At 40.1% G+C, this 19,999-nt stretch carries 15 protein-coding genes and 4 pseudogenes; 8 read left to right on the forward strand and 11 right to left on the reverse strand.

Going from position 1 to position 19,999, the window contains the following annotated elements:
* Window positions 1-492: 492 nt before the first annotated feature.
* Entirely contained in the window at window positions 493-774 is a 282-nt protein-coding gene (locus WDY75_RS30820) for a hypothetical protein (RefSeq protein ID WP_409348342.1), read from the forward strand.
* Between the two features lie 851 nt (window positions 775-1,625).
* Here the strand turns inward: WDY75_RS30820 and WDY75_RS25745 are convergent.
* Window positions 1,626-2,615: a tRNA dihydrouridine synthase gene (locus WDY75_RS25745; RefSeq protein WP_006208370.1), complete on the reverse strand. Its 990-nt coding sequence runs from the start codon at window positions 2,613-2,615 to the stop codon at window positions 1,626-1,628.
* Window positions 2,616-3,860: 1,245 nt separating this feature from the next.
* On the opposite strand from WDY75_RS25745, the gene WDY75_RS25750 reads away from it, so the two are divergent.
* From WDY75_RS25750 to WDY75_RS25760, 4 genes and pseudogenes are all read left to right on the forward strand, one after another.
* The gene (locus WDY75_RS25750; protein WP_040680279.1) at window positions 3,861-4,352 is read left to right on the forward strand and encodes a hypothetical protein; all 492 of its coding nucleotides are present in this window, start codon (window positions 3,861-3,863) and stop codon (window positions 4,350-4,352) included.
* 41 nt (window positions 4,353-4,393) lie between these two features.
* Entirely contained in the window at window positions 4,394-4,744 is a 351-nt protein-coding gene (locus WDY75_RS25755) for a hypothetical protein (RefSeq protein WP_063478657.1), read from the forward strand.
* 176 nt (window positions 4,745-4,920) lie between these two features.
* Window positions 4,921-5,043: pseudogene (locus WDY75_RS30825) on the forward strand (IS3 family transposase); the annotation flags it as partial.
* Window positions 5,044-5,075: 32 nt separating this feature from the next.
* Window positions 5,076-5,120, forward strand: a pseudogene (locus WDY75_RS25760) (hypothetical protein); the annotation flags it as partial.
* Window positions 5,121-5,133: 13 nt separating this feature from the next.
* Here the strand turns inward: WDY75_RS25760 and WDY75_RS25765 are convergent.
* The 4 genes and pseudogenes from WDY75_RS25765 to WDY75_RS25780 all read right to left on the reverse strand — a co-directional run bounded on the left by WDY75_RS25765 (window position 5,134) and on the right by WDY75_RS25780 (window position 7,392).
* A pseudogene (locus WDY75_RS25765) lies at window positions 5,134-5,703 on the reverse strand (hypothetical protein).
* Between the two features lie 420 nt (window positions 5,704-6,123).
* Window positions 6,124-6,390, reverse strand: coding sequence for a type II toxin-antitoxin system PemK/MazF family toxin (locus WDY75_RS25770; RefSeq protein WP_268741780.1), 267 nt, complete (start codon window positions 6,388-6,390; stop codon window positions 6,124-6,126).
* A gap of 70 nt (window positions 6,391-6,460) precedes the next feature.
* Entirely contained in the window at window positions 6,461-6,763 is a 303-nt protein-coding gene (locus WDY75_RS25775; RefSeq protein ID WP_006208365.1) for a hypothetical protein, read from the reverse strand.
* A 254-nt stretch (window positions 6,764-7,017) separates the two neighbouring features.
* A complete protein-coding gene (locus WDY75_RS25780) occupies window positions 7,018-7,392 on the reverse strand; it encodes a hypothetical protein (protein WP_338842216.1) in 375 nt (124 codons plus the stop codon).
* 354 nt (window positions 7,393-7,746) lie between these two features.
* Here WDY75_RS25780 and WDY75_RS25785 point away from each other — a divergent pair, with 354 nt between their 5' ends.
* The gene (locus WDY75_RS25785; protein WP_063479746.1) at window positions 7,747-8,712 is read left to right on the forward strand and encodes an RHS repeat domain-containing protein; all 966 of its coding nucleotides are present in this window, start codon (window positions 7,747-7,749) and stop codon (window positions 8,710-8,712) included.
* A gap of 1,147 nt (window positions 8,713-9,859) precedes the next feature.
* Here WDY75_RS25785 and WDY75_RS25790 read toward each other — a convergent pair.
* From WDY75_RS25790 to WDY75_RS25810, 5 genes and pseudogenes are all read right to left on the reverse strand, one after another.
* A pseudogene (locus WDY75_RS25790) lies at window positions 9,860-10,427 on the reverse strand (hypothetical protein).
* Window positions 10,428-10,738: 311 nt separating this feature from the next.
* The gene (locus tag WDY75_RS25795; protein WP_036640813.1) at window positions 10,739-11,755 is read right to left on the reverse strand and encodes a carbohydrate-binding protein; all 1,017 of its coding nucleotides are present in this window, start codon (window positions 11,753-11,755) and stop codon (window positions 10,739-10,741) included.
* Window positions 11,756-12,210: 455 nt separating this feature from the next.
* Window positions 12,211-12,678 (reverse strand): hypothetical protein, encoded by a 468-nt coding sequence (locus WDY75_RS25800; protein WP_063478655.1) that lies wholly within the window; start codon window positions 12,676-12,678, stop codon window positions 12,211-12,213.
* Between the two features lie 275 nt (window positions 12,679-12,953).
* Window positions 12,954-13,532 (reverse strand): hypothetical protein, encoded by a 579-nt coding sequence (locus WDY75_RS25805; protein WP_063478654.1) that lies wholly within the window; start codon window positions 13,530-13,532, stop codon window positions 12,954-12,956.
* Between the two features lie 41 nt (window positions 13,533-13,573).
* Entirely contained in the window at window positions 13,574-14,272 is a 699-nt protein-coding gene (locus tag WDY75_RS25810) for a nuclease-related domain-containing protein (RefSeq protein WP_063478653.1), read from the reverse strand.
* 237 nt (window positions 14,273-14,509) lie between these two features.
* On the opposite strand from WDY75_RS25810, the gene WDY75_RS25815 reads away from it, so the two are divergent.
* Window positions 14,510-15,883, forward strand: coding sequence for a helix-turn-helix domain-containing protein (locus WDY75_RS25815; RefSeq protein ID WP_063478652.1), 1,374 nt, complete (start codon window positions 14,510-14,512; stop codon window positions 15,881-15,883).
* 810 nt (window positions 15,884-16,693) lie between these two features.
* Complete coding sequence (locus WDY75_RS25820; protein WP_063478651.1) at window positions 16,694-16,915, forward strand: hypothetical protein; 222 nt, start codon at window positions 16,694-16,696, stop codon at window positions 16,913-16,915.
* Window positions 16,916-17,071: 156 nt separating this feature from the next.
* On the opposite strand, the gene WDY75_RS25825 is transcribed toward WDY75_RS25820, so the two are convergent.
* Complete coding sequence (locus WDY75_RS25825; RefSeq protein WP_063478650.1) at window positions 17,072-19,990, reverse strand: hypothetical protein; 2,919 nt, start codon at window positions 19,988-19,990, stop codon at window positions 17,072-17,074.
* Window positions 19,991-19,999 lie beyond the last annotated feature (9 nt).

A 19,999-nucleotide genomic window follows, 5' to 3' on the forward strand; every position in this document is an offset into this window, starting at 1 on the left:
AACAGCAATAAGTTTGGCGTTGTCTTGATAATCAAAAGCAACTCCTTTTTTTCGATCCCCGTGGCTAGGGCTGGATTTACAACCGATATATTCAAAATATGGAAATTTGAAGCGTAGCATTGAGGAATTCGTCTATGTAGAGCCGATCGTTTGGAACAATTGTACCGACAACATGGTCGGCGGTCATCAGCGGTATAAGATCATGGTCCATGAACAATGACATATGGAGTTGGCCGTGAGTGTCTTCGATCTAGATGATCAACAGGAACGTCATCTTAATCTCGCACTTAATAAGGTGTCCGGCTGTCAGCAGTTAGATGAATCAATTCTTTGATTTCTCGATTGGCCGAGAAGCTCCAGTCCCGTGTGATCGTGGCAGAGAACGTTAAAGGTAAGCTTATTGGTAAGGCAAAAGGATTCGTTAGTCTGGTCTTATAGGGCACGAGACAAATCGGATACAAGCCGCAGTTATTCCTACTTAATTCAGCAACGATAGGGGTCCCACAGAAACGTGAGCGAGTCTTCTTTGTGGCCGCACCGGAAGACACACCTTTCCCGAAACTTAAATTGAAATTCAATGAGGCGCCTATACAGTATAGGGAGATTCGGGCCGATCAGGGACCGCCAACTAATCCAGAAAGTAAGACTTTCCAACGTTGGTACAAGAAACGTCCTCCTGACCAAAACATGGGAGATGTGACTGAACGCGAAGAGGGAAAAACTAGCAACTTCAACACTATACTGGTTAAGAATCAAAAATCGCGAACACGCTAGCCAACCATCCTACGCGATGACGTACCGTAACAGATCTCTGATACGGATATCATTTGGATGCAGATCTTTCCGAGCAACTATGATTTCATTGATTCGGATGTACATTACGTGTGCGGTATGAGCGTTCCGCCGTTTATGATGCAACGTATCGCTGAACAGATTCACCTTTGATGATTTAAGGCAAATTAAAAGGAGGACGCAGTAACGTCCTCCCCCATAGACAAAGGTATCTCCGGCTAAGATAGCGGCCCGCCACGCGTGGCATTTTGCAGGCATCCACTATCTCGCATATCATCTTAACGGTTTCACAAATGTACTACGCCGTAATCCATAAAAATACTGCACGAGGCTGGATGCTTTAACTTTATTTTCTTGGATATGTTCAGAACTCGTTTTTTGCCAACTCGTCTGTCTTCCAAAGGAAGATTATTCAACAAGATAACATGGCTCTCCAGACTTACCTCTATACTGTAAAATTGCTCCTCCTTGTTTGATATTCATAACCATCCTTGAGGTGGCCTATCTATATCCATCAACAATAACCAGCACTTATCCTCTATGATCAAATTTGAGAACAAATAAGGTAATGTATGCTGTTGACGGAGTTTCTGTTCAATAAGTCATTCCTCTACCAGTATTTCTGCTAATCATTCTTCTCTGCTGTTTCCAAAAGAAAAAACACAGCCAAGTCAGCCATGTTTTTCAAAATGTTACTTGTTCTCTTGAAGCACCCTGTTCCACTCAACAAATACATAGCTATGCGATGAAAGCGGCTCCATTTTTTGCCAAAGCTTGAGTATTCACAAACAAAAAGCTATGCCACTCGTTTGTTGTTTCTCCAGCCAATTAATTTAATTTCCGCGTTCATCTGCCTCATCATGATCCTTGCTTCCAAACTCATCGAGCAACGCACGTACTTCACGTGTGGACTTAGCGTTCATTAAGCTATTTCTGAGTTCACTTGCTCCTCGGAATCCACGGACATAGATTTTGAAGAAGCGGGCAAGAGGGCTGAACGAACGTGGCAGCTGTGCAGAATAGTGATCATGGAGATCCAGATGCAGCCGCAGCAGATCAAGCAATTCCTCACTGCTGTGTTCCTTCGGCTCCTTCTCAAAAGCAAACGGATTCTGAAAAATGCCGCGGCCAATCATAATGCCATCCACGCCGTATTGTTCAGCGAGCTTAAGGCCAGTCTGACGGTCCGGAATATCTCCATTAATGGTTAGCAGTGTATCGGGTGCCACCTCATCACGAAGCTTCTTAATCTCCGGAATCAGTTCCCAGTGAGCATCTACCTTGCTCATTTCCTCTCTTGTTCGCAGATGAATGGACAGATTCACAATGTCTTGTTTCAAGATATGGGTTAACCAGCCGCGCCATTCGTCTACGCTGCTAAAACCGAGCCTTGTTTTTACACTGACGGGAAGTCCCCCGGCTTTGGCGGCCTGGATAAGTTCCGCTGCAATGTCGGGACGGCAGATCAGACCGCTTCCCTTCCCATTCTCAGCTACATTCGCTACAGGACAACCCATATTAATATCGATGCCTTTAAAGCCTTCCTTCGCCATGCCGATACTCATCTGACGAAAATATTCCGGCTTATCTCCCCAGATATGGGCTACCATGGGCTGTTCATCCTCTGTAAAAGTCAAACGTCCGCGCACACTGTGGTTCCCCTCCGGGTGACAGTAGCTCTCGGTATTCGCAAACTCCGTAAAAAACACGTCCGGCCTGGCTGCTTCACTTACGACATGGCGAAACACAACATCCGTCACATCTTCCATGGGCGCCAGTACAAAAAAAGGTCGTGGCAAATCACGCCAAAAATTATCCGTCATATCCAATACCCCTCTTTAAATAACCAGGAAAAATCTTTATCCCGAAATAGTAAATACAAACTGTTCAAACTCTTGCTTTTTCCTAACTTATAGCATGTTTAAGCAACATAAATCAAACGGCAGTATATGTTAATCGTAGCAGCAGTGAATACACTCCTAAAAACGATGTGCTCACGTCAATGCAAGTTCATGTTCATAACGTATTGCGCCGCAATTCATAAAAATACTGCACAATCGGATGCTTTAACTTCATCATATCTGCCATGTTTAAACCTGCCGGCTCTTCGCACTCATTGAACAGACCGTTCGATAACCAGTCGCCGATTGATTACCGATGACTGGCTTCTTAATTTGATTGGTGTTTTGACCCTATCTCACAAATGGATGTCCGCCCCGTAGACTTTCTATATATAATAGGTAATATAGCATTGACCAGAGTTGCCAAAATATATTAGGACACGCGGGTAATTCTGATCCTTTCGCTGCCAATATTGTACAAAGAGAGATAGTAAAGTAAATCTATCATTTCAAGATCAGCTAATCGTTTTCTAAATGAGTAAGTAAATATAATTATAAATCATCGAGATATATTAATCACGAAAGGGCTTTCCCATAAGTAGGTTTGCTACTTTCCGTCGTTTCTTTTCGTTCGTAACAAACCGTAGTTTGTGCCCAGCGGCGCATTCTCCAAACGTCATTAAACTATGCATGGTCTTCATCAAGTTTGTCCTCTTTCTCCTCCGCTCATTTTAGAACGGAATAGAAGCCGGCCAACGAATCATGAATGCCCCAGCATTCACAGTTCGGTTTATTGACATACTTCTGGATATTCAATTCCAACTATTCTCATCGTTCACGTTCACTCACCCTTTAATGTCCGATTCACACAAAATAAATTCCTGGTCGTACAAAAGAAATTTAAGGATTGGGATTTCCCAAAAGACCCGATACTACTAACAGCGACCAGTCCCTTGTGGCTTAACTGTCAAAAGATATCACTAGACGTTGTTGGTTATGGTTTGACTAGAAAATATTTAAATTTATGCGAGATCAATAGGGGGCGAGAGGTACGACTACACCGACTCAAAGTTGATAAAACGTCTATAATATTGAGAATATATTACTTTATTTGCAAATATAAACCTTTATGTTAAACTTGTTTTGTGAAATATTCCCAAATGATATAAGGTTGTGACATAGTACTACACTGGTACCGCCCCTAATGCAGAGGCTGCTGAAAGCAATTTGGCAATTTTTTTTCCGCTATATTCTGAAATTGTGAATTCAGACTCAATTTTAAGTGATCTTACTGAGGAAGAATATCACGAGGCAGTAAGAAATGCTATTCCTATAGAATCATTGATGGTAGAACCCACAGAAACTCAACCAGAAGGTAATATTAAACCTATGGCTAATATGTCTTGGGCTTTTGATAATTTGCAACCACCCGGTCCATCTGGTGGGGCCCACTTCTCAGGTGAATTCACTTCTTCAGCAACTAAATTCAAGATTACTGTTGTTCAGTGGGCTACTAATAGTAACAAAGCCCCCTCTGTGAATTATACACTCGTCAACAGAGATTATTTTGAAACGCCAGCCCTCATCTATGGGAGATTTACACATACGAACGAAACAAAAGAGATATGGAACGTACCTCCTGGTACATACCAAGTAATGGTGACTAATTTGAACGACTTTGCGATTTCTGGAAATGGATATATCGATGGTATCTTTTAAGTTTTTTAACAATTAATAACAACTCAGAAGGGGTGATGATCATGAACAAGAAGCGTTTAAGAATATCTATAATCATTACATCATGTTGTCTTGTATTAATGGGCTCATTTTTTATAATCAGAGAACTTATAGATACTAAGCAAGTTGTAGACTCGACTATTAATGACACCACTCCTCCAAAAGAAGCATTACCAGATTGGAAAATTGAATACGATAGAAAAGCTCGAACAGAACCGGTGGAAAGTGTAGTAACTGAACATGGAGAATTTTATTATGCACCTTTTCCAAAACAATTTCCACGAGAGGAAGTTGTTAGAGGAGATATTGGTGAGGAAGTGACCGAAGATACAAAGCAGTTGATAATAAGAGGATATTATTACGAAAAAAAATAAAAATAATATCATCGGATACGTTTTCCCTGGTCTAACATTCAAAGATGAAGGCTAGAAAGTGAAAAAGGTTTCCAAGAAGCAAGCGGGACTGACCCTATAGCGTAAGACAAATTAAAACACCTTCAAGTGATAACCATGTCGTAAGATATGGAGACCACCTTGGGGGTGTTTTTGCTTTGGCAACAAGAGTCAGCTATCCGGTAGAAGTAAAGGAGAAAGCCATTGAAATGAGATTGGATGGTATTCCAGTGAAAGAAATAATGGAGCAACTGAACAGTCTGGTTGTCACCGACGCGCAGATAACGCTCCTTAGGAGTCTTTTTTCGGTCATATGAAAGACCACGTAAAGAGTCGAAACTGCAAATCTATAGCTGAGTTAGAGCGAGAAATTAAGCGCTATATTCATTACTATAATAATCACAGATACCAATGGGATGCTTTAACTTCATTTTCTCGCTCATGTTTAAAATTCGCTTTTTGCCAACTCGTCTGTCCACCAAAGCTAAAATATTCAATAAGATATCATGACTCTCCAAGCTTTCATCTATAGAAATCGATAAAAACTTAGTAGCTACTACGACAAAATTGGATTTACTTAATACGGCCTGTGCTGACAAAAGCTCTTTTGCAAGCTCTGAAATTTTTCTGCTTCTTGCAATGACTTTAAGACGATCCTCGGGTACGGTCCCCTAGGTATCCTTTCTGATCGCTTCAATTTCATCATGGCTGATAGGAATTTGGATATCCGGATCATTCTTAATTTCCTGCTCCGTCTAATACCATCGGATGGAGCCCGTTGTATCACTCATATTGAGTATGTTCTTTTTATCTACGGCAAGATAACAAATTCCGGATTTAGCAGGTAGATAACGATAACTGGTTGCCCGGTATTCGACCCTACCAAGTAACGCAGGAGAGAGAAAGCTCTCCAGTTGTTGCTTTAATTTGCTCCAGGACATCTATCCTCCTATGTTCTCAAAGCCTTACTACCCGTATTTCGCGGTAGATTTATGGCAATGACACCTATAGTGCCAGACTAGTTTGATATAAAATAACAAAATTTCTAAAGTTAAAATATTACCCGTGGGTGAAGATCTATCATACCATGATTATGGTCATGTATAGAAACAAGAGGAACCGCCATGAATGGCAGTTATAATAGTTCGATCCTACATTCTTTAAAATATTTCAATCAATTTCTCATTAAATTTCTTATACTGCTGCGTCACTTTTCTTTAGGAGATGCTGGTCGATGTGTTTCTTGCTTTCCTAAAATCGATTTATGATCATGCATATATACCTTCTAAATGTATTTTATAGGGAAAAACCGCTCCATTAAAACTCAAACGAGGGAACGGCTTGTATATCATAGTGTACGGTTAGTGAATCAACAAATCGACCTTATGCAGAACCTCATCCAAGGTCTTCTTTGGAACTCTGCAAATAAACTTGGCTTGGCGAGATTGCCAATCGAGGCTCTTAATCTGATCAGAAAGGATAACCCCTTCGATCGGTAAATCCTGTGGAATAACCACCTCGAATGGGTAGCCTTGTGTTACTGGCCCTGATCTCAGCCGTTCGTGATCCTGGGCTCTTTGTTCCGAGCCCGTGGATTGCGAAAACGGCCTATTTCTTGTCCCTGTCACTACTTTCCGCCCTTAATGGCGGCTGTTGTTAGAAGTGAGCATCTTCATTCCTCTGTATTGCATTACATATCTATCGATCTGCTGAAAGATTCGTTCGAAACGTAGGCAAATTGTTTGCCTTACCCATCTCGCTCAGTAAATTCTCCATGCTCGCTCTCTGAAAGGACGCCAGGTATACAGCCAACAGTTCATCCGTCTCCTCTTCGGATACGTCGAGTTCAAACACGATCAGCACATCGTCCTTCACGTAGATTTTCCACGCGTTCAGTTCTGATCCTTCCTCCATCTCATGCTCCGGTTCCTCTAAACACATACATCTGCGATAGTCGGACAAACTCCACATGCTCTCATCGAAAATGGCCCAATATGGCATCCGATCCTCGACACCTAACTGCACGAGTGCCTTGGCAGCGAGAAAACGTTGAAGCGATCGATTTTCCAGCTGTCAGTCGGGGGAGTTCCACGCGCACAGATAGACCGGCGGGTCTTCCTTCTCCAGATCCTGAATTCGGATCCCGCAATATATCACAGATTCTCTACTTGATAGAAGATCAAAAATGCCTTGTCTGTCGTAAAAAACGTGATACGCTTCGCAACGAATTCAATCTAATTTATTCAATCTAACAATCACGAATTTAATAAGTCTGATGCTGAAACCTTTTCCCAGCCTTCAAGTCCTATTAAATTTAATATCCGTTCTTTTTCTGAAGCATCAAATTTGTCCGTATCTTTTTTAAGACTCCCATCAAATTCCTTCATGTAATGCTCATTATTCGTATCCGTAATGTACATGTAATAGACATCTTGGATGGTATCACCATTGCGAAATTGAAACTGAAAGACATACATTTGTTTAATTTCTTGAATATTAGGCAACGGTTCGGGTTCTCCACCCTGTGCCCATTGTGCGGCATTCCTCAGCAAATCAGGGTCACTTTGAACATTGATCAATTCGGGTTGAACGCGACTGGAATCATTACGGTACATATAAATATTTATCATATCCAATTTTACGGATTCTTCTATTTGATCCTGATTTCTTGGCGAACAGGAAGTTACGATCAAAGCAACTAGAACAACGCATAACAAAACTTTTTTTAAGTTAATATGAATCACCCCTATAAAAATTTTTTAAACAAAGGATGAATTTACCATTAAAAAGAAGAATATGTAATTTGTATCGGTATTAGCCAAAAGGAGTTGGGATTTTGAAGAAGTTTTTTTTCGGTCATTGCCTTAGTCCTATTGATGCCAAATCTAGCATCAGCTGATCAAATCGCTGTACCACAACAAGAAAGGTTATCCTCTATTAATCAGATCAAGGAATACGTTTTGACAAACAGAGACGTTAACGTAATGTTATACGATGAAAACGGGAATATTCTTAACGAATTCCATAGCGATGGTAATGTTATTAATTACCAGTATGACGCAGACGGCGAAATGATATCTTCAACAGATTCGTATAACGGGATGCAGATCTATGAGCTTGACAAAAAAACGAATTCTCTAAGTATTAAAACTTATGCAAACTCGGCTTTTGTGAATGAAAAGAACCTTGTTAATGAAAACGAGCAGGTTCCATTAGACACATCAGAAAACATTCCTATTCCCTATCCCATAGTTCCCTTTGCATATGAAAGTACAGTTATTTCGGGAGTTAATATGAATACTCTAATAACAGATACTGACTTTACCAATTCTTCAACCATGAGCTCATCAGCTATTCAGACATTCTTTGAGAATAGAGACTCAGTTTTGAAAAATGTTGTTCTAATCTATTATTTAGACTCGAATGGTAATCCATATTTTAATGGTCATACCATCAATGCCGCTTCAGCTATTAGTACAGCTGCCACAACAAACGAAGTTAATCCCAAGGTTATACTGGCAACTCTGCAAAAGGAATCTTCTCTAATTTCTGCTAAGCCAGGATCCGTTGATTATAGTTCTCGACGGTTCTATTATGCAATGGGTTATGGAGCAACCGATTCTGGTGATGATCGATCAAAAGGCGGATTTAACTATCAGATTTCCGGTGGAACACAAACTCTTAAAAATCGTTATACCCAATCACCATCATCTGGGTACCCAATAAAGCTACCTGATGGCACTGTTACTAGTATTAATTTTGGTAAATCTGTAACTTCCGGCGGGGTAACGTACAAAAACTATGTTTGGGTAGATAATAGAGCCACCTATTCTCTTTACCGTTATACACCACACACCATCGATACCTCACTTTTACCAACTATCGGGGGTGGAAATTACCTTTTTGTAAAAATTGCAACTGGTTGGTGGGGCTCATCAACTTGGAAATGATTTAAATCTATCCGTCACCGTTGGCAAAAGGTAGCAGATTATATGTTTGAAAGGGATTATTCCGAATGAAGTTAATGCACAACCCAAAAACGGTTGATAAAACGACTCCAAAGTGAAGCAAAACAAAAAGAGAAATAGGCCGTGAGTGAATGGGGTATCGACATATTTCTAGTCCTGCAACTGGCACCGCCCTCAAGGCTGATATTGTTAAGAGCGAGGATGTTAGCATCCTCGTTCCTTTTTACTATCAGCATCGTCAATGGGAAAATCCAGTGCCACCATAGTTCGAATCAATGAGCCACATCCTTCCCAGCCAATAGTCAACGTTGAGATGATCATCTTCTCCACTTCATGCTTCAGCGATCGAATAAGATTCCTTCTTAACGGCTTCAAACATCGCTTTCGAATACATAATCGCAACAAAATGCGACCACTTGATTAAACCTACCCTGACATGCTGAGAAGGATGTGACTTAATTCGCAAAATGACCAAACAACATAAAGAAAATAACAGCTAAAATCATTAATCCTATGGAATAAAAAATCAGCACCATTCTTGCGCCGCCATATTCTGAAATCGTGAATACAGACTCAATCCTAAGTGAACTTACTGAGGAAGAATATTACGAGGCAATAAGAAATGTCATTCCTATGGAATCATTGATGGTAGAATCCACAGAAACTCAACCAGAAGGTAATATTAAACCTATGGCTAATATGTCTTGGGCTTTTAATAATTTGGGCCCAAACGATGGGGGCCATTTCTCAGGTGAATTCACTAGTAGATCGAAATTCAGGATTACTGTTGTTCAGTGGGCTACTGATAGTAACAAAGCCCCCGACGTGCATTATACACTCGTTAACAGAAATTATTTTGGAAAGCCAGTCCTCATCTCTGGGAGATTTACACACACGAACACCACAGCAGAGATATGGAACGTACCTCCTGGTACATACCAAGTAATGGTGACAAATTGGAACGATTTTGCAATTTCAGGGAATGGATATATTGATGCTATCATATATTGATCCTATCTTATAAGTATTTCCTCAACAACAAACGGTCATATGAAAGACCACGTGAAGAGTCGAAACTGCAAATCTATAGCTGAGTTAGAGCGAGAAATTAAGCGCTGCAAGTTCATTTTTATAGCGTACTGAGCCGTAGTTCATAAAAAAACTGCACAATGGGATGCTTTAACTTCATTTTCTCGCTCATGTTTAAAATTCGCTTTTTGCCAACTCGTCTGTCCACCAAAGCTAAAATATTCAATAAGATATCATTGCTCTCCAAGCTTTCATCTATAGAAGTCGATAAAAACGTAGTAGCTACCACAGTGAAATTGGATTTACTTAATGCGGCCTGCGCGGACAAAAGCTCTTTTGCAAGCTCTGAAATTTTCCGGCTTCTTGCAATGACTTGAAGACGATCCTCGGGAACGGTCCCCTTGGTATCCTGTCTGATCGCTTCAATTTCCTCGTGGCTGATCGGAATTTGGATATTCGGATCATTCTTAATTTCCTGCTCTGTCTGATACCATCGGATGAAGCCCGTTGTATCACATATTAAGGACGTTCTTTTTATCTACGGCAAGGTAACAAATTCCGGATTTATCAGGTAGATAACGATAACTGGTTGACCGGTATTCGACCCTTCCATGTAACGCAGGAGAGAGAAAACTCTCCAGTTGTTGCTTCAATTTGGTCCAGGACATGTAATCCCCCTATATTCTTAAAGCCTGATTCACCCGTACTTCGCGGCAGATTTATGGCAATGCCACCTATAGTGCCAGGCTAGTTTGATTAAAATAACATATATTCTAAAGGTAAAATAATTCCCTTGGATGAAGGTCTATCATACCATGATTATAGCCATATACGGAAACAAGAGAACCGCCTTGAATGGCAGTTCTCTTAGTTCGATCCTATATTCCTTAGAATTTCTCAGTGTCTTGTCATAATTCGTCTTCTTAATTTGTTTATAAGATTGTATCCATACTGAGGCTATTCTTCATGGCATAACACCTTAATTCTTTCCGCCATAGCCCTTATAAGTAGCGTAAACTGCATCTGCATATTGATCTGCCAGAATAGGACGGCCATAAGAATCCGTAGCTCCCGGATACCAGTTATCTCCACCGTTGTAGTGTAATAATCCGTTGTAGATATTTCCAAACTTCGTAATCTTCTCATTTAAAATCAACGCACCCAGATATACCTGATCTTGTTCACTGCTATGATTATACGCACGGCCAAATTTTGAGCTGAATTGAGATAAATACGCATTGCGTGTGTTTGGTTCTACCTGCATCAATCCGTCGCCGGCCGATGGACTACCTGGTAAACCTGCTCCAAAGCTGCTTTCCTTTTTGATAACAGCACTTAGCAATAAAGCAAAATCTCCGCCTTTCCCATAGGCATTGTCCGCATTCATGACATATGTCCATATATGGCTCGGAACCTCGGCAGGCTTTGTTACTATAGGAGATGGTGAACCCGTATAAATCTTGACCGATGACATTTTGTCATTGATCGTGTTGCCAACCCAGGAAGAATCTGAAGTAAAGGTCCACTTTGTTCCTCCAAAATTATCATTCTCATATACTTCAACCGTCCAACCGCTTGGAACCTTAAGAGACGACATCCAGTCATTCGGAATTCCGTTTGCGTTCAACTGAGACAGTGTATAATTGCCTATCCCGAGTGTCACTGCTTTTCCTCCATAGTTTATATCTGCATAGAATGTTACTCCATTCGTTGTCGGTGGTGGGGTTGGTGGCGTAGTTCCGTCGCTACCGCCTTTCTGCCATAAAGCGGGAACATTGGACGGTTCCCAACCTACGAGAGAAGTATGTGCCTGAAGACAAGTATAAGTGCTTCCACTATAGGTTACTGTGTCATTTACTGCATATGCGGTATTTGGAGCCCATGCTCCTCTAGCGGCTGCGTTTACTGATGGTAAGGCTGCACAGAATGTGAATAGAAATACTGCTAAAATTACCAAAAGTGATAAGCGCTTAAAAGGAAACCTTTTATTAGTCATTTTCAAACCTCCTTGTTTTTTTATTTATCTGTAGCGCTCCCATGAGACATGCCACAGGTTTTAAATGTGCTATGATCTTACTTTATTTCCGTTTTTTTAAGTTAATTCCATAATTTTTTTAATCAGACTATTACAATTCAAACAATACAACGGCATGAAAAGCGACCGGCAGACTGCACCTGATCATTAGAAACGGCAGCGGACGTTTACCAATACGTCCAAACTTATAAGGAGTAATATCCGGAAGTCCGCATTACTGCCGATCCTGAGATAACGAATTTACTTAAACAACAACAAGGCGGCTCCTTACGAGGAGCCGCCTCTATTTTTTGTATGGGTTTTAATCTATATTTTCAATACCCCATCCTCCTGCTTCGTTTTTAGTAAAGAAGTAGGTAATTCCTTGATTTTCAACACTCCCGTCTGAGGATTTTTTTGCAAAGCGCACGCCTACTCTAATTTTGTTCTGGTTGATCGACTTTTTCTATGAGATCCAAATCATAGAACATAAATTGATCGCTTTCGTTTGTGTAATAGAAGCCTTCTCTTATAGATTCCAAAGACTCCTTATTCAGATTCTCTTTAAACGTTTCTTTGTTGTTCTCCACAACCGATTCAAGATTGTTCCTTAATTTGGAGATAATGTTGTCGTCAAAGAAGCTGCCTTTATATTTGTCAAAGTCAATAGAGACGCCTTTCTTAAAATCGGCTGCTGTAATGACCTTAATTGCTTCTTTCTCGACTGGTTCGATCAGACTTTCTGTGTTTGTTGGTGTATTGTTGGTTGAAGTTGCTAGGCTTGTTGTGGTGGTAGGTTCTTCGCTATTAGAAACAGTGTCAGTGTCATCTGATTTCCCGCATGCAGAGAGAAGTAATGCTCCGATTAAACATAAAGATAAAATTCCGCGAGAGAGATTCTTCATTAGGTTGAATCCTCCTATTTTCTCAAAGCCCGACTACCCGTATTTCGCGGCAGTTTTATGGCAATGACACTATAGTGACAGGGAAGTTTGATTTAAAATAACTAAATTTCTAAAGTTATGGGAAGACAGAGTAAAGCGAAGGATTCCACATCAATTAATATTTTCATTTGTATTTGGTGGGGTAGCCTTCCGCTACCCTCCAGTTTACTCACATGGGCTTCGACTTAGCCTTTCCTTAATAACAGTGTGCAACATTCCACATGCACTGTATCTCCTTAGGAATTACCCCGTTGCACATATTTTCCCGAACCATTGTACTTATTGGTCTTTGTACTCCAAGTGAATATTCCCTCTGCCAGATCCCAGCCGCCTTCGTCTCTGAAGTTCTTCCAGTACTGATGTACTTTACCCTTTGAATCAATCATAACTTCCTGATCCCCCAGCAACTGAAGAACCTTACTCAATGTCCCATATTGAAGTCGATATACATATAACTGGGTATTCGAGGGGACATAAGAGAACGTAACAGCCACATGTTTCTCGTTCTTCGATACTGTAAACACTTGGATCGTCGGTGGTTCAAAGTCTTCATCACTTACAATGCCAGTATTAATTAAAACAACATGTCCCTTTACGTTAATCAGATAAAAATTACCTGATTCAGTGAGAATGAACGATTCTTTTTTCTTGTCATTGTTAATGTCATCGGTTTTGACTATTTTAACAACTTCATTAGGATACTTTTCAGCAAAGATGTCTTTCGGTTTCTTTACTGCAGCGGAGACATCACCCGTAAACGAAAAGAAAACTGCCAAACTCAGCAATAATGCCATTGTAGAGAATTTGCCTTTCATATATAAGCCTTCATTTCTAGTGTCATCATATCTTCGTTATATTAACGTAATCTTGCCTTATCCACATGCTCAGCCCGAATCTTCAGATCGGTAATATTCGCTTCGACCAATGATTGATAAATCTTCTGAATATCAGATTCCGTTAGAATCGCGTCTGTCTTCTCAGCTTGAATCCGATTCATTTTGCGCTGAATATATTCGGACAGTTCGACATCGTACACAATCAGTTCGTCCGATTGGATTTTTCTTAGTTCCGGATCTACGCTGAATCTACAGCGCATTGTAAAAGAAACCAAAGAAATGTAACGGCTCTTTTGGTAGTCAGGGAGCAAACTTTTGATTGCTTGAATATGGCCGTAATTTTGCATAAAGGGATTATACATTTTAAACCGGTTACTAACTGTCCATGACTTATTCTCTCTTGTTCCCTTAATCTCTCCCGTATAGTTCTTCGTCTCGACAACAAACAATCCTTGTGGCGTGATTACCACATGGTCGATCTGCGAATAGCCCGTATGGGACTTCGAATTCGTCACCATTAAATCACTTACATATTTACATCCTTGGGGAAGTTGGTCTAGTTGAATATTAATCTTATGCTCACCCAGTTCACCAATTCGAGTAGGCTGAACCTTGGGTTTGGTGTTGTTTCCTGATGTTTTGGCTTTATTCGTATGTTGAGCCGGCTTTTTCTTTGGCTTATCAGAGGATTTGAACAAGGACTTTAATTTTTCAAACATAAGAGAGCTCCGTTCTACATGTATTGGTGATTCATCCGATCCTTCTCTTAAAAGGCGACGTACTCCTCTGTATACTCCATTCAGTAGAATTAATTACTAGCTGCGTTTTTCCCCTTGATTTTAGAATGTCTCCCTAATCATACTACAAAGCTATTGACCCATCGTATATTTATACATTAACTTACTTATATAAGTCATTTCCCTAAATATGGAATGTGGATCTGGAGGCGAATATCTTTGGTACCTACAGATAGAACAATCAGTACGGAGCTATTACGTTACTTGGAGAAGGAAAAACTCAGCATTTCCTCTTTTGCAATTAAATCGGGAATCAATTCGGGAACCCTAAGCCGCTTTATCAATGGAAACCAGCCCCTTTCCGTTTCAAGTCTTGATTTAATTACGAAAGCCATGAATCTGGAAGAAGGATATTTTTATTCTCTATATGTAAATGAGTCAACTCTGAACTGGAGGCGACTTGGCCCCTTTATCATGCGATGTGCCGAGCTAGGGAAACTCAACTGCATCGATCAGGCTGTTGATTTGATCATCGATAACCCAGCTTATTCATCCCTTCTTTTTGATAGCGCTGAAGCACTATTTCACAAAGGAAATCGGGAAGCTGCTCTGATCATATACAAAAAAGTTGCAGAAAGTGAAAAACACCAGCATGCCGAAAGATTAGGTTTGTGTCAATACAGGATATTTACTTGCTCCCTAAACTCGGATCAGGAGCATAATCTGAACTGTACCATACAATTTGAAGCTTATATCAAGCGACTTCCTGAAGGGGTACAATTAGATGCTTTAAAAGATTTAACTAACACGTTGTTGTCCTTAAACAAAAGGAATAAAGCAAAGTACTATGCTCAGGAAATGGGACGCATCTCCAGAATGCTGTACGCACATAAACATAATAAAAATAGGCCTCATAGGAAGCCTATAGAGCCAGCCAAGCCGTTGTTTGGATATATTTTATACTCTGATCTGCTGTTAGGCTCCATAGCTGCAGATAACGATGATTATGATCAAGCAATTTGTTATTTATCCTATTATGAGGATCAAAGCTGGATTATAGAATCAGATGAAGCTGCCGAACGTACCAAGGAACAATTCAGGGAATGGGCTAGAGGCAACCGTTATCTATATGAACTAATGAAAGGCAACATAGACGTACTTGAACCATACATCGAGTATATCTCTTCCAGGGAGAACGAAATACTAAGAGCTTTATTTAAAATCATCCAAGCAGCTAACATGTATCACTTTGAATTTGATGAATATCTCGAAAGATTTGAGAATCTGATCAAGGATCATCTCAAGCGACGAGAATCAGTTGGCAGTTATACCGAACAAATAATTGATGACCGCTTTTCTAATTTCCTTACCGATGTCGGTATGTATTATATACGGAAGGATAACATTCAAAAAGGCTCAGAATATATACTGGATAGTTTAGAATTCTCTTATACCAACAATAACGCGATCAACATCGTAAGATGCTGCACAACCATTGAGCATATACAGTCTAAGCTAAATCATGGCGATCTAGAAAGGTATGCTGAAATTCGTGATAAGTTAAAAGTTAGCGGTACTCTTATTCATCCTTAACTTTGCAGGAGCTTTAGTGTTATGGTAGCTTAACTGCAGCAATGCTCCCAAGATGAACTTAGCATCTATTCGCGAGTGGAGTGATCGGATATCAGTGAATTAGAGAACGGAGAAAAAAGCCAAGGCTGATCGCTGCATTAGCCTTGGCTTTTTATTGTACTCGTTATTAGGGATTCCTTCCTCACATATGAATACCCAGTGATTATTAGAGTTCTCAACAGCATCAAACATCGTTAAGGAAATAAGACGATTGGAATCAATGAGCTCATCTGTCTCTCGAATGTGTATTTTATCTGGGAGATCCGGAAGAATCACATGACTTTTACATATTGCCCCACAAGGTGACTCTTCCCTTATCCCACCAATAGGTTCACAAGCAAGTAAAAAACTCCCAATAGAGCACTCACTTAGAAAAGTACAAAACGATAGTGGTAGTTTTACCCCTAATCTATCTTCAAATTCTCTAATTTCTTGATGTTCTGCAAACTCAAATCTATCTACATCAGGATATCTTTTTGAAAGCGATTTATGAACTCTATGACACCCATTGAAATCCCCCCTCATATGTTGAATTACTCGACAATCATATATCAGGAAATCACTTCAGAATTGTCAAGTTGAATGATTATTGAAGATACCTCCAGTATCTGCGTATAATGATATCTTGTTTCAATATGCTTTCAATATTTAAATGCATATCTTTAAAAAATCGAGCGATACAACTCGAAAGGATTGGATGCTACTCTACCAGATAGGTGAATCAGCACATCGTCCACACGGTTCAGAAGCTTCTGGAGCTGCGAGGCATCCATGTGTGCAGAAGACGGCCTTTTGCCCCTGCTGACACAGGAAGCGACCACTAACCAGATGATGATATTGAAAGTCGAAAGGTCTTTTGATGGGAAAGAATCATTTATTTGTCTGCTATTTCCATTGATTGATGCTGAGATTGATCGGATTATGCAACAGCAGGACGGCTTAATGTATAATGACGGTAACGCCAATACATCTCATAGTGAAGAGGCGGCGTAACTATGAGATGTGCAGTATATATTCGTGTTTCGACAGACAAAGAAGAACACTTAGATTACTCCTGATGAAGTGGTGAGAAGAGACCTTGCTGAAATAACCAGTAAAGTCTCTTTTAACCATTCTCCTTTTAAACCATTTTGCCATGGTTAGAAAGCATTACTCGACAGCTTGGTTGGATTTACAATCGGGTAATTCCGAATCCTTTTGTAGATACACTAATGTAGTCGGAAGCTTGATATTCCATTCCTTTACCAAACAAGGGGTTTCTGAATCTTTTGAACAAACTGGAATATCACTAACATCGACCCCATGATCCCTTTTTATCTCTTCAATTATTGAGATATATAGCGGGTCATCAATTGTCGGTGGATTTCCGCCATTCCATATCTCATTTGTTGCCATGTAATGCAGCACTGTTTCGGTGTATGCAAGCTGAACGGGAATTACTACTCGTGCCGCTCCTGCTCGTAAAAAATCAGTGAATAATGGATCTGTATCTGTGAGAGGAAAAATATCCATCCATCTTTTCTTATCCCCCCAGAAATATGGATAAAATCGATAGGTGATGTTGTCCCATTCAAAAGCCTGTTCAAAGAATTGGATAATTTTCCCTTCCACTAATGCTTCATTTATTTGAATTTCAGGAAAAGCAAATGTTCCTGTACTTAGAGAACTAAATTCTTCGTTTAATCTCCATACGCCTCCAACCCTTGTTTGTGCAAAATCGTTAGTTAATAATCGGAGAGCTCCTTTTCTTAATTCCTCGCGTTCAATTTTTCGATTAAGATCAGGATTTCGCCCTTGGATCTGTATACCCGCTTGTATTTGTGAAGCATCGATTTGAGCATTGTAGTCATCAAGGGCGTCTTTATAGGCTTTCATTATAGCCGCATAAGCTTTAAGCTGCCATTCTTCATGTTTTTTGGCACTAATTCTGCATCTAGCTACAAGACTGAGATTAAATCCAAGACAATTAGCGATAACAGTAAACGGGACTGTTCCTTGAACCTCTGAAAATGTTCCTGAACCAGAGGATAAGTTGACACCAGCAACTAAACAATCTAGATAGGTTCCATTGTATCCATTTACTACTTTATATCCAAATACATCAATACATCTATAATCATCGGGTAAGGTTAGTTTGTTCTCATACATCTTCACAATATTTATGTTTGCGTCTTTGTCGGTGCTCTCGGCTGCAGATGCAGAAATATAGATGAACTCAGTTGGATAAGGCTCAGCATCCTGAACATTGTACTGTGAGATCAAATCCATATAGTTGTATTTATCTATATGGTATGGAGCAAGAGGTCTTCCCCCAATATTGGGAGGAACTGGTTTTGAGTTTTTTACACCCGGGATTGTTTTGTTAGAATCAACGTAAAGGTAAAACGCAGCAGGTTCAGGAATGATGAACTCCAGCATTAATCGGCGACCATAATTAATCAACTTTGCCTTATAATACTTATCCACCCACCTATAGATGCCGACCACATTACTACTGTTATTGGGCTGAAATCCATGCTCGTTGGTTTCTTCTATGCGTTCCAGAGTCCTGCGTGTACGTACTTCGCGAGCTCGGTGCATAACGCGCTGTACAGACTTATCCGTTATCTCTCTAGCGAAGCTCGAGGCGCTTTGATTTGATTCTGTTGATGTCTGGCTAGTTGCATAATCGGCATGTGCAGTCATCTTAACCGCGCCATAACTAGCTGTGACTGAGACCCCTGCGTCAATTTTCGTTAGATTCTCTAGGGTATTAGATGATTCTTTTTGCAATTCAAATCTTTCGGTGGATTGTAGATCTTTCTCATTTTCTTCAAGATCTTCAGATTCAGTTATGATGGTTTCCTCATGCTCGCTTACACGACTGTGGATTCTTTTTTTATACTCGGATTGGAGTACATTTTCGATATGAGCAATTTCTCCTGTACAGTAATGATCAAGCTCTTGTTTGACAACTAATAAATCACCTACTCCAAGTGGTTGGATGCCCCGTGCGCTAGCAGAACCTGGATCAGGTGACTCGGTAACTTGAAGAAAAGCGTTGTTTACAACAGGTACATTTTCTAGTAGTTTTTGAAATTTTTCCGCGTTCCACACATAGTTTAGTTCTACAATTGGAAAGGAGTTTATGTAATTGGAGGCAACTTGATATTTTTCGCGCTCCATAATCTCCTTGATATCTTCAAAGTATACTCCTCTTGATATATTTAATCTTAAGAGTAACTCCTGAGTAGAGGAACTTACATAGGTTTGATCAGTAAAATCAAATGTCCAAGGGGCATGCATGGTTAGTTGGTGATTATCTCGCGTGACTTGAAAACCTTCAATATCTTGAGATTTAGTCCTGCCTGAATTCAATTTATCGTTTGTAATGTTAATCAATCGACTTTGTTTTTTGTGCGCTTCTTCAATCTTCGTTATTTCGTCGATCGCCCTATTAAGGGCATCGAATTGCTCGAAAGTTTTATTCAGTTCATGAAGGATTTGTTTTGAATAATGGTTCTCAAGCGATTTGTCAAGGGTAGAAATCTTGGGGATAACTGTAGAGGGAATAATTGCCCTCACTAAAGCTAATTCCCCAGCTGATAGAGGTTTATCATGGTAATCTTGTGTTGCAAGCAATTCAAGCAAGTGAATAGCCCGTACCCCGTCATACACAAATTCCCTGTCTTCAGGATGTTTCTCCGGAACGAGAGTGTGAGCATATAAACGATCCCACGCCATATCTTTTAGAAATTGAGCCCTCTCGCTCTGTAAAAATAATGAAAGATCCTGTCCCAGTACATACTCGGCTTCCTGAATGGCCTTAGATACACTATTTTCGTGGGAGGCTCCTCGGGCAGCCCTTTGAATGATTGTTAAATGAGATGTCTGCTCATTCTGATCTAATCGTTCAGAAGCTAATTGTGATGCTTGAGATCGCGCATCTGGACCCTTAAGCTGCTCTATCTTGGCGTGGAAAGGGGATTTTTGTGTAGCACTGTAGGATGCAAAATTTCTTAACAAGTCATTTTCGGATGCCTTTTGGACAGGACGTACATTTACAAAACGAAAGATCTCTTCTAACATGTAACAACT

Origin of the sequence: Paenibacillus glucanolyticus (genome assembly GCF_037333485.1) — a bacterium.
In the GTDB taxonomy this organism is placed as follows: Bacteria; Bacillota; Bacilli; order Paenibacillales; family Paenibacillaceae; genus Paenibacillus_AQ; species Paenibacillus_AQ glucanolyticus.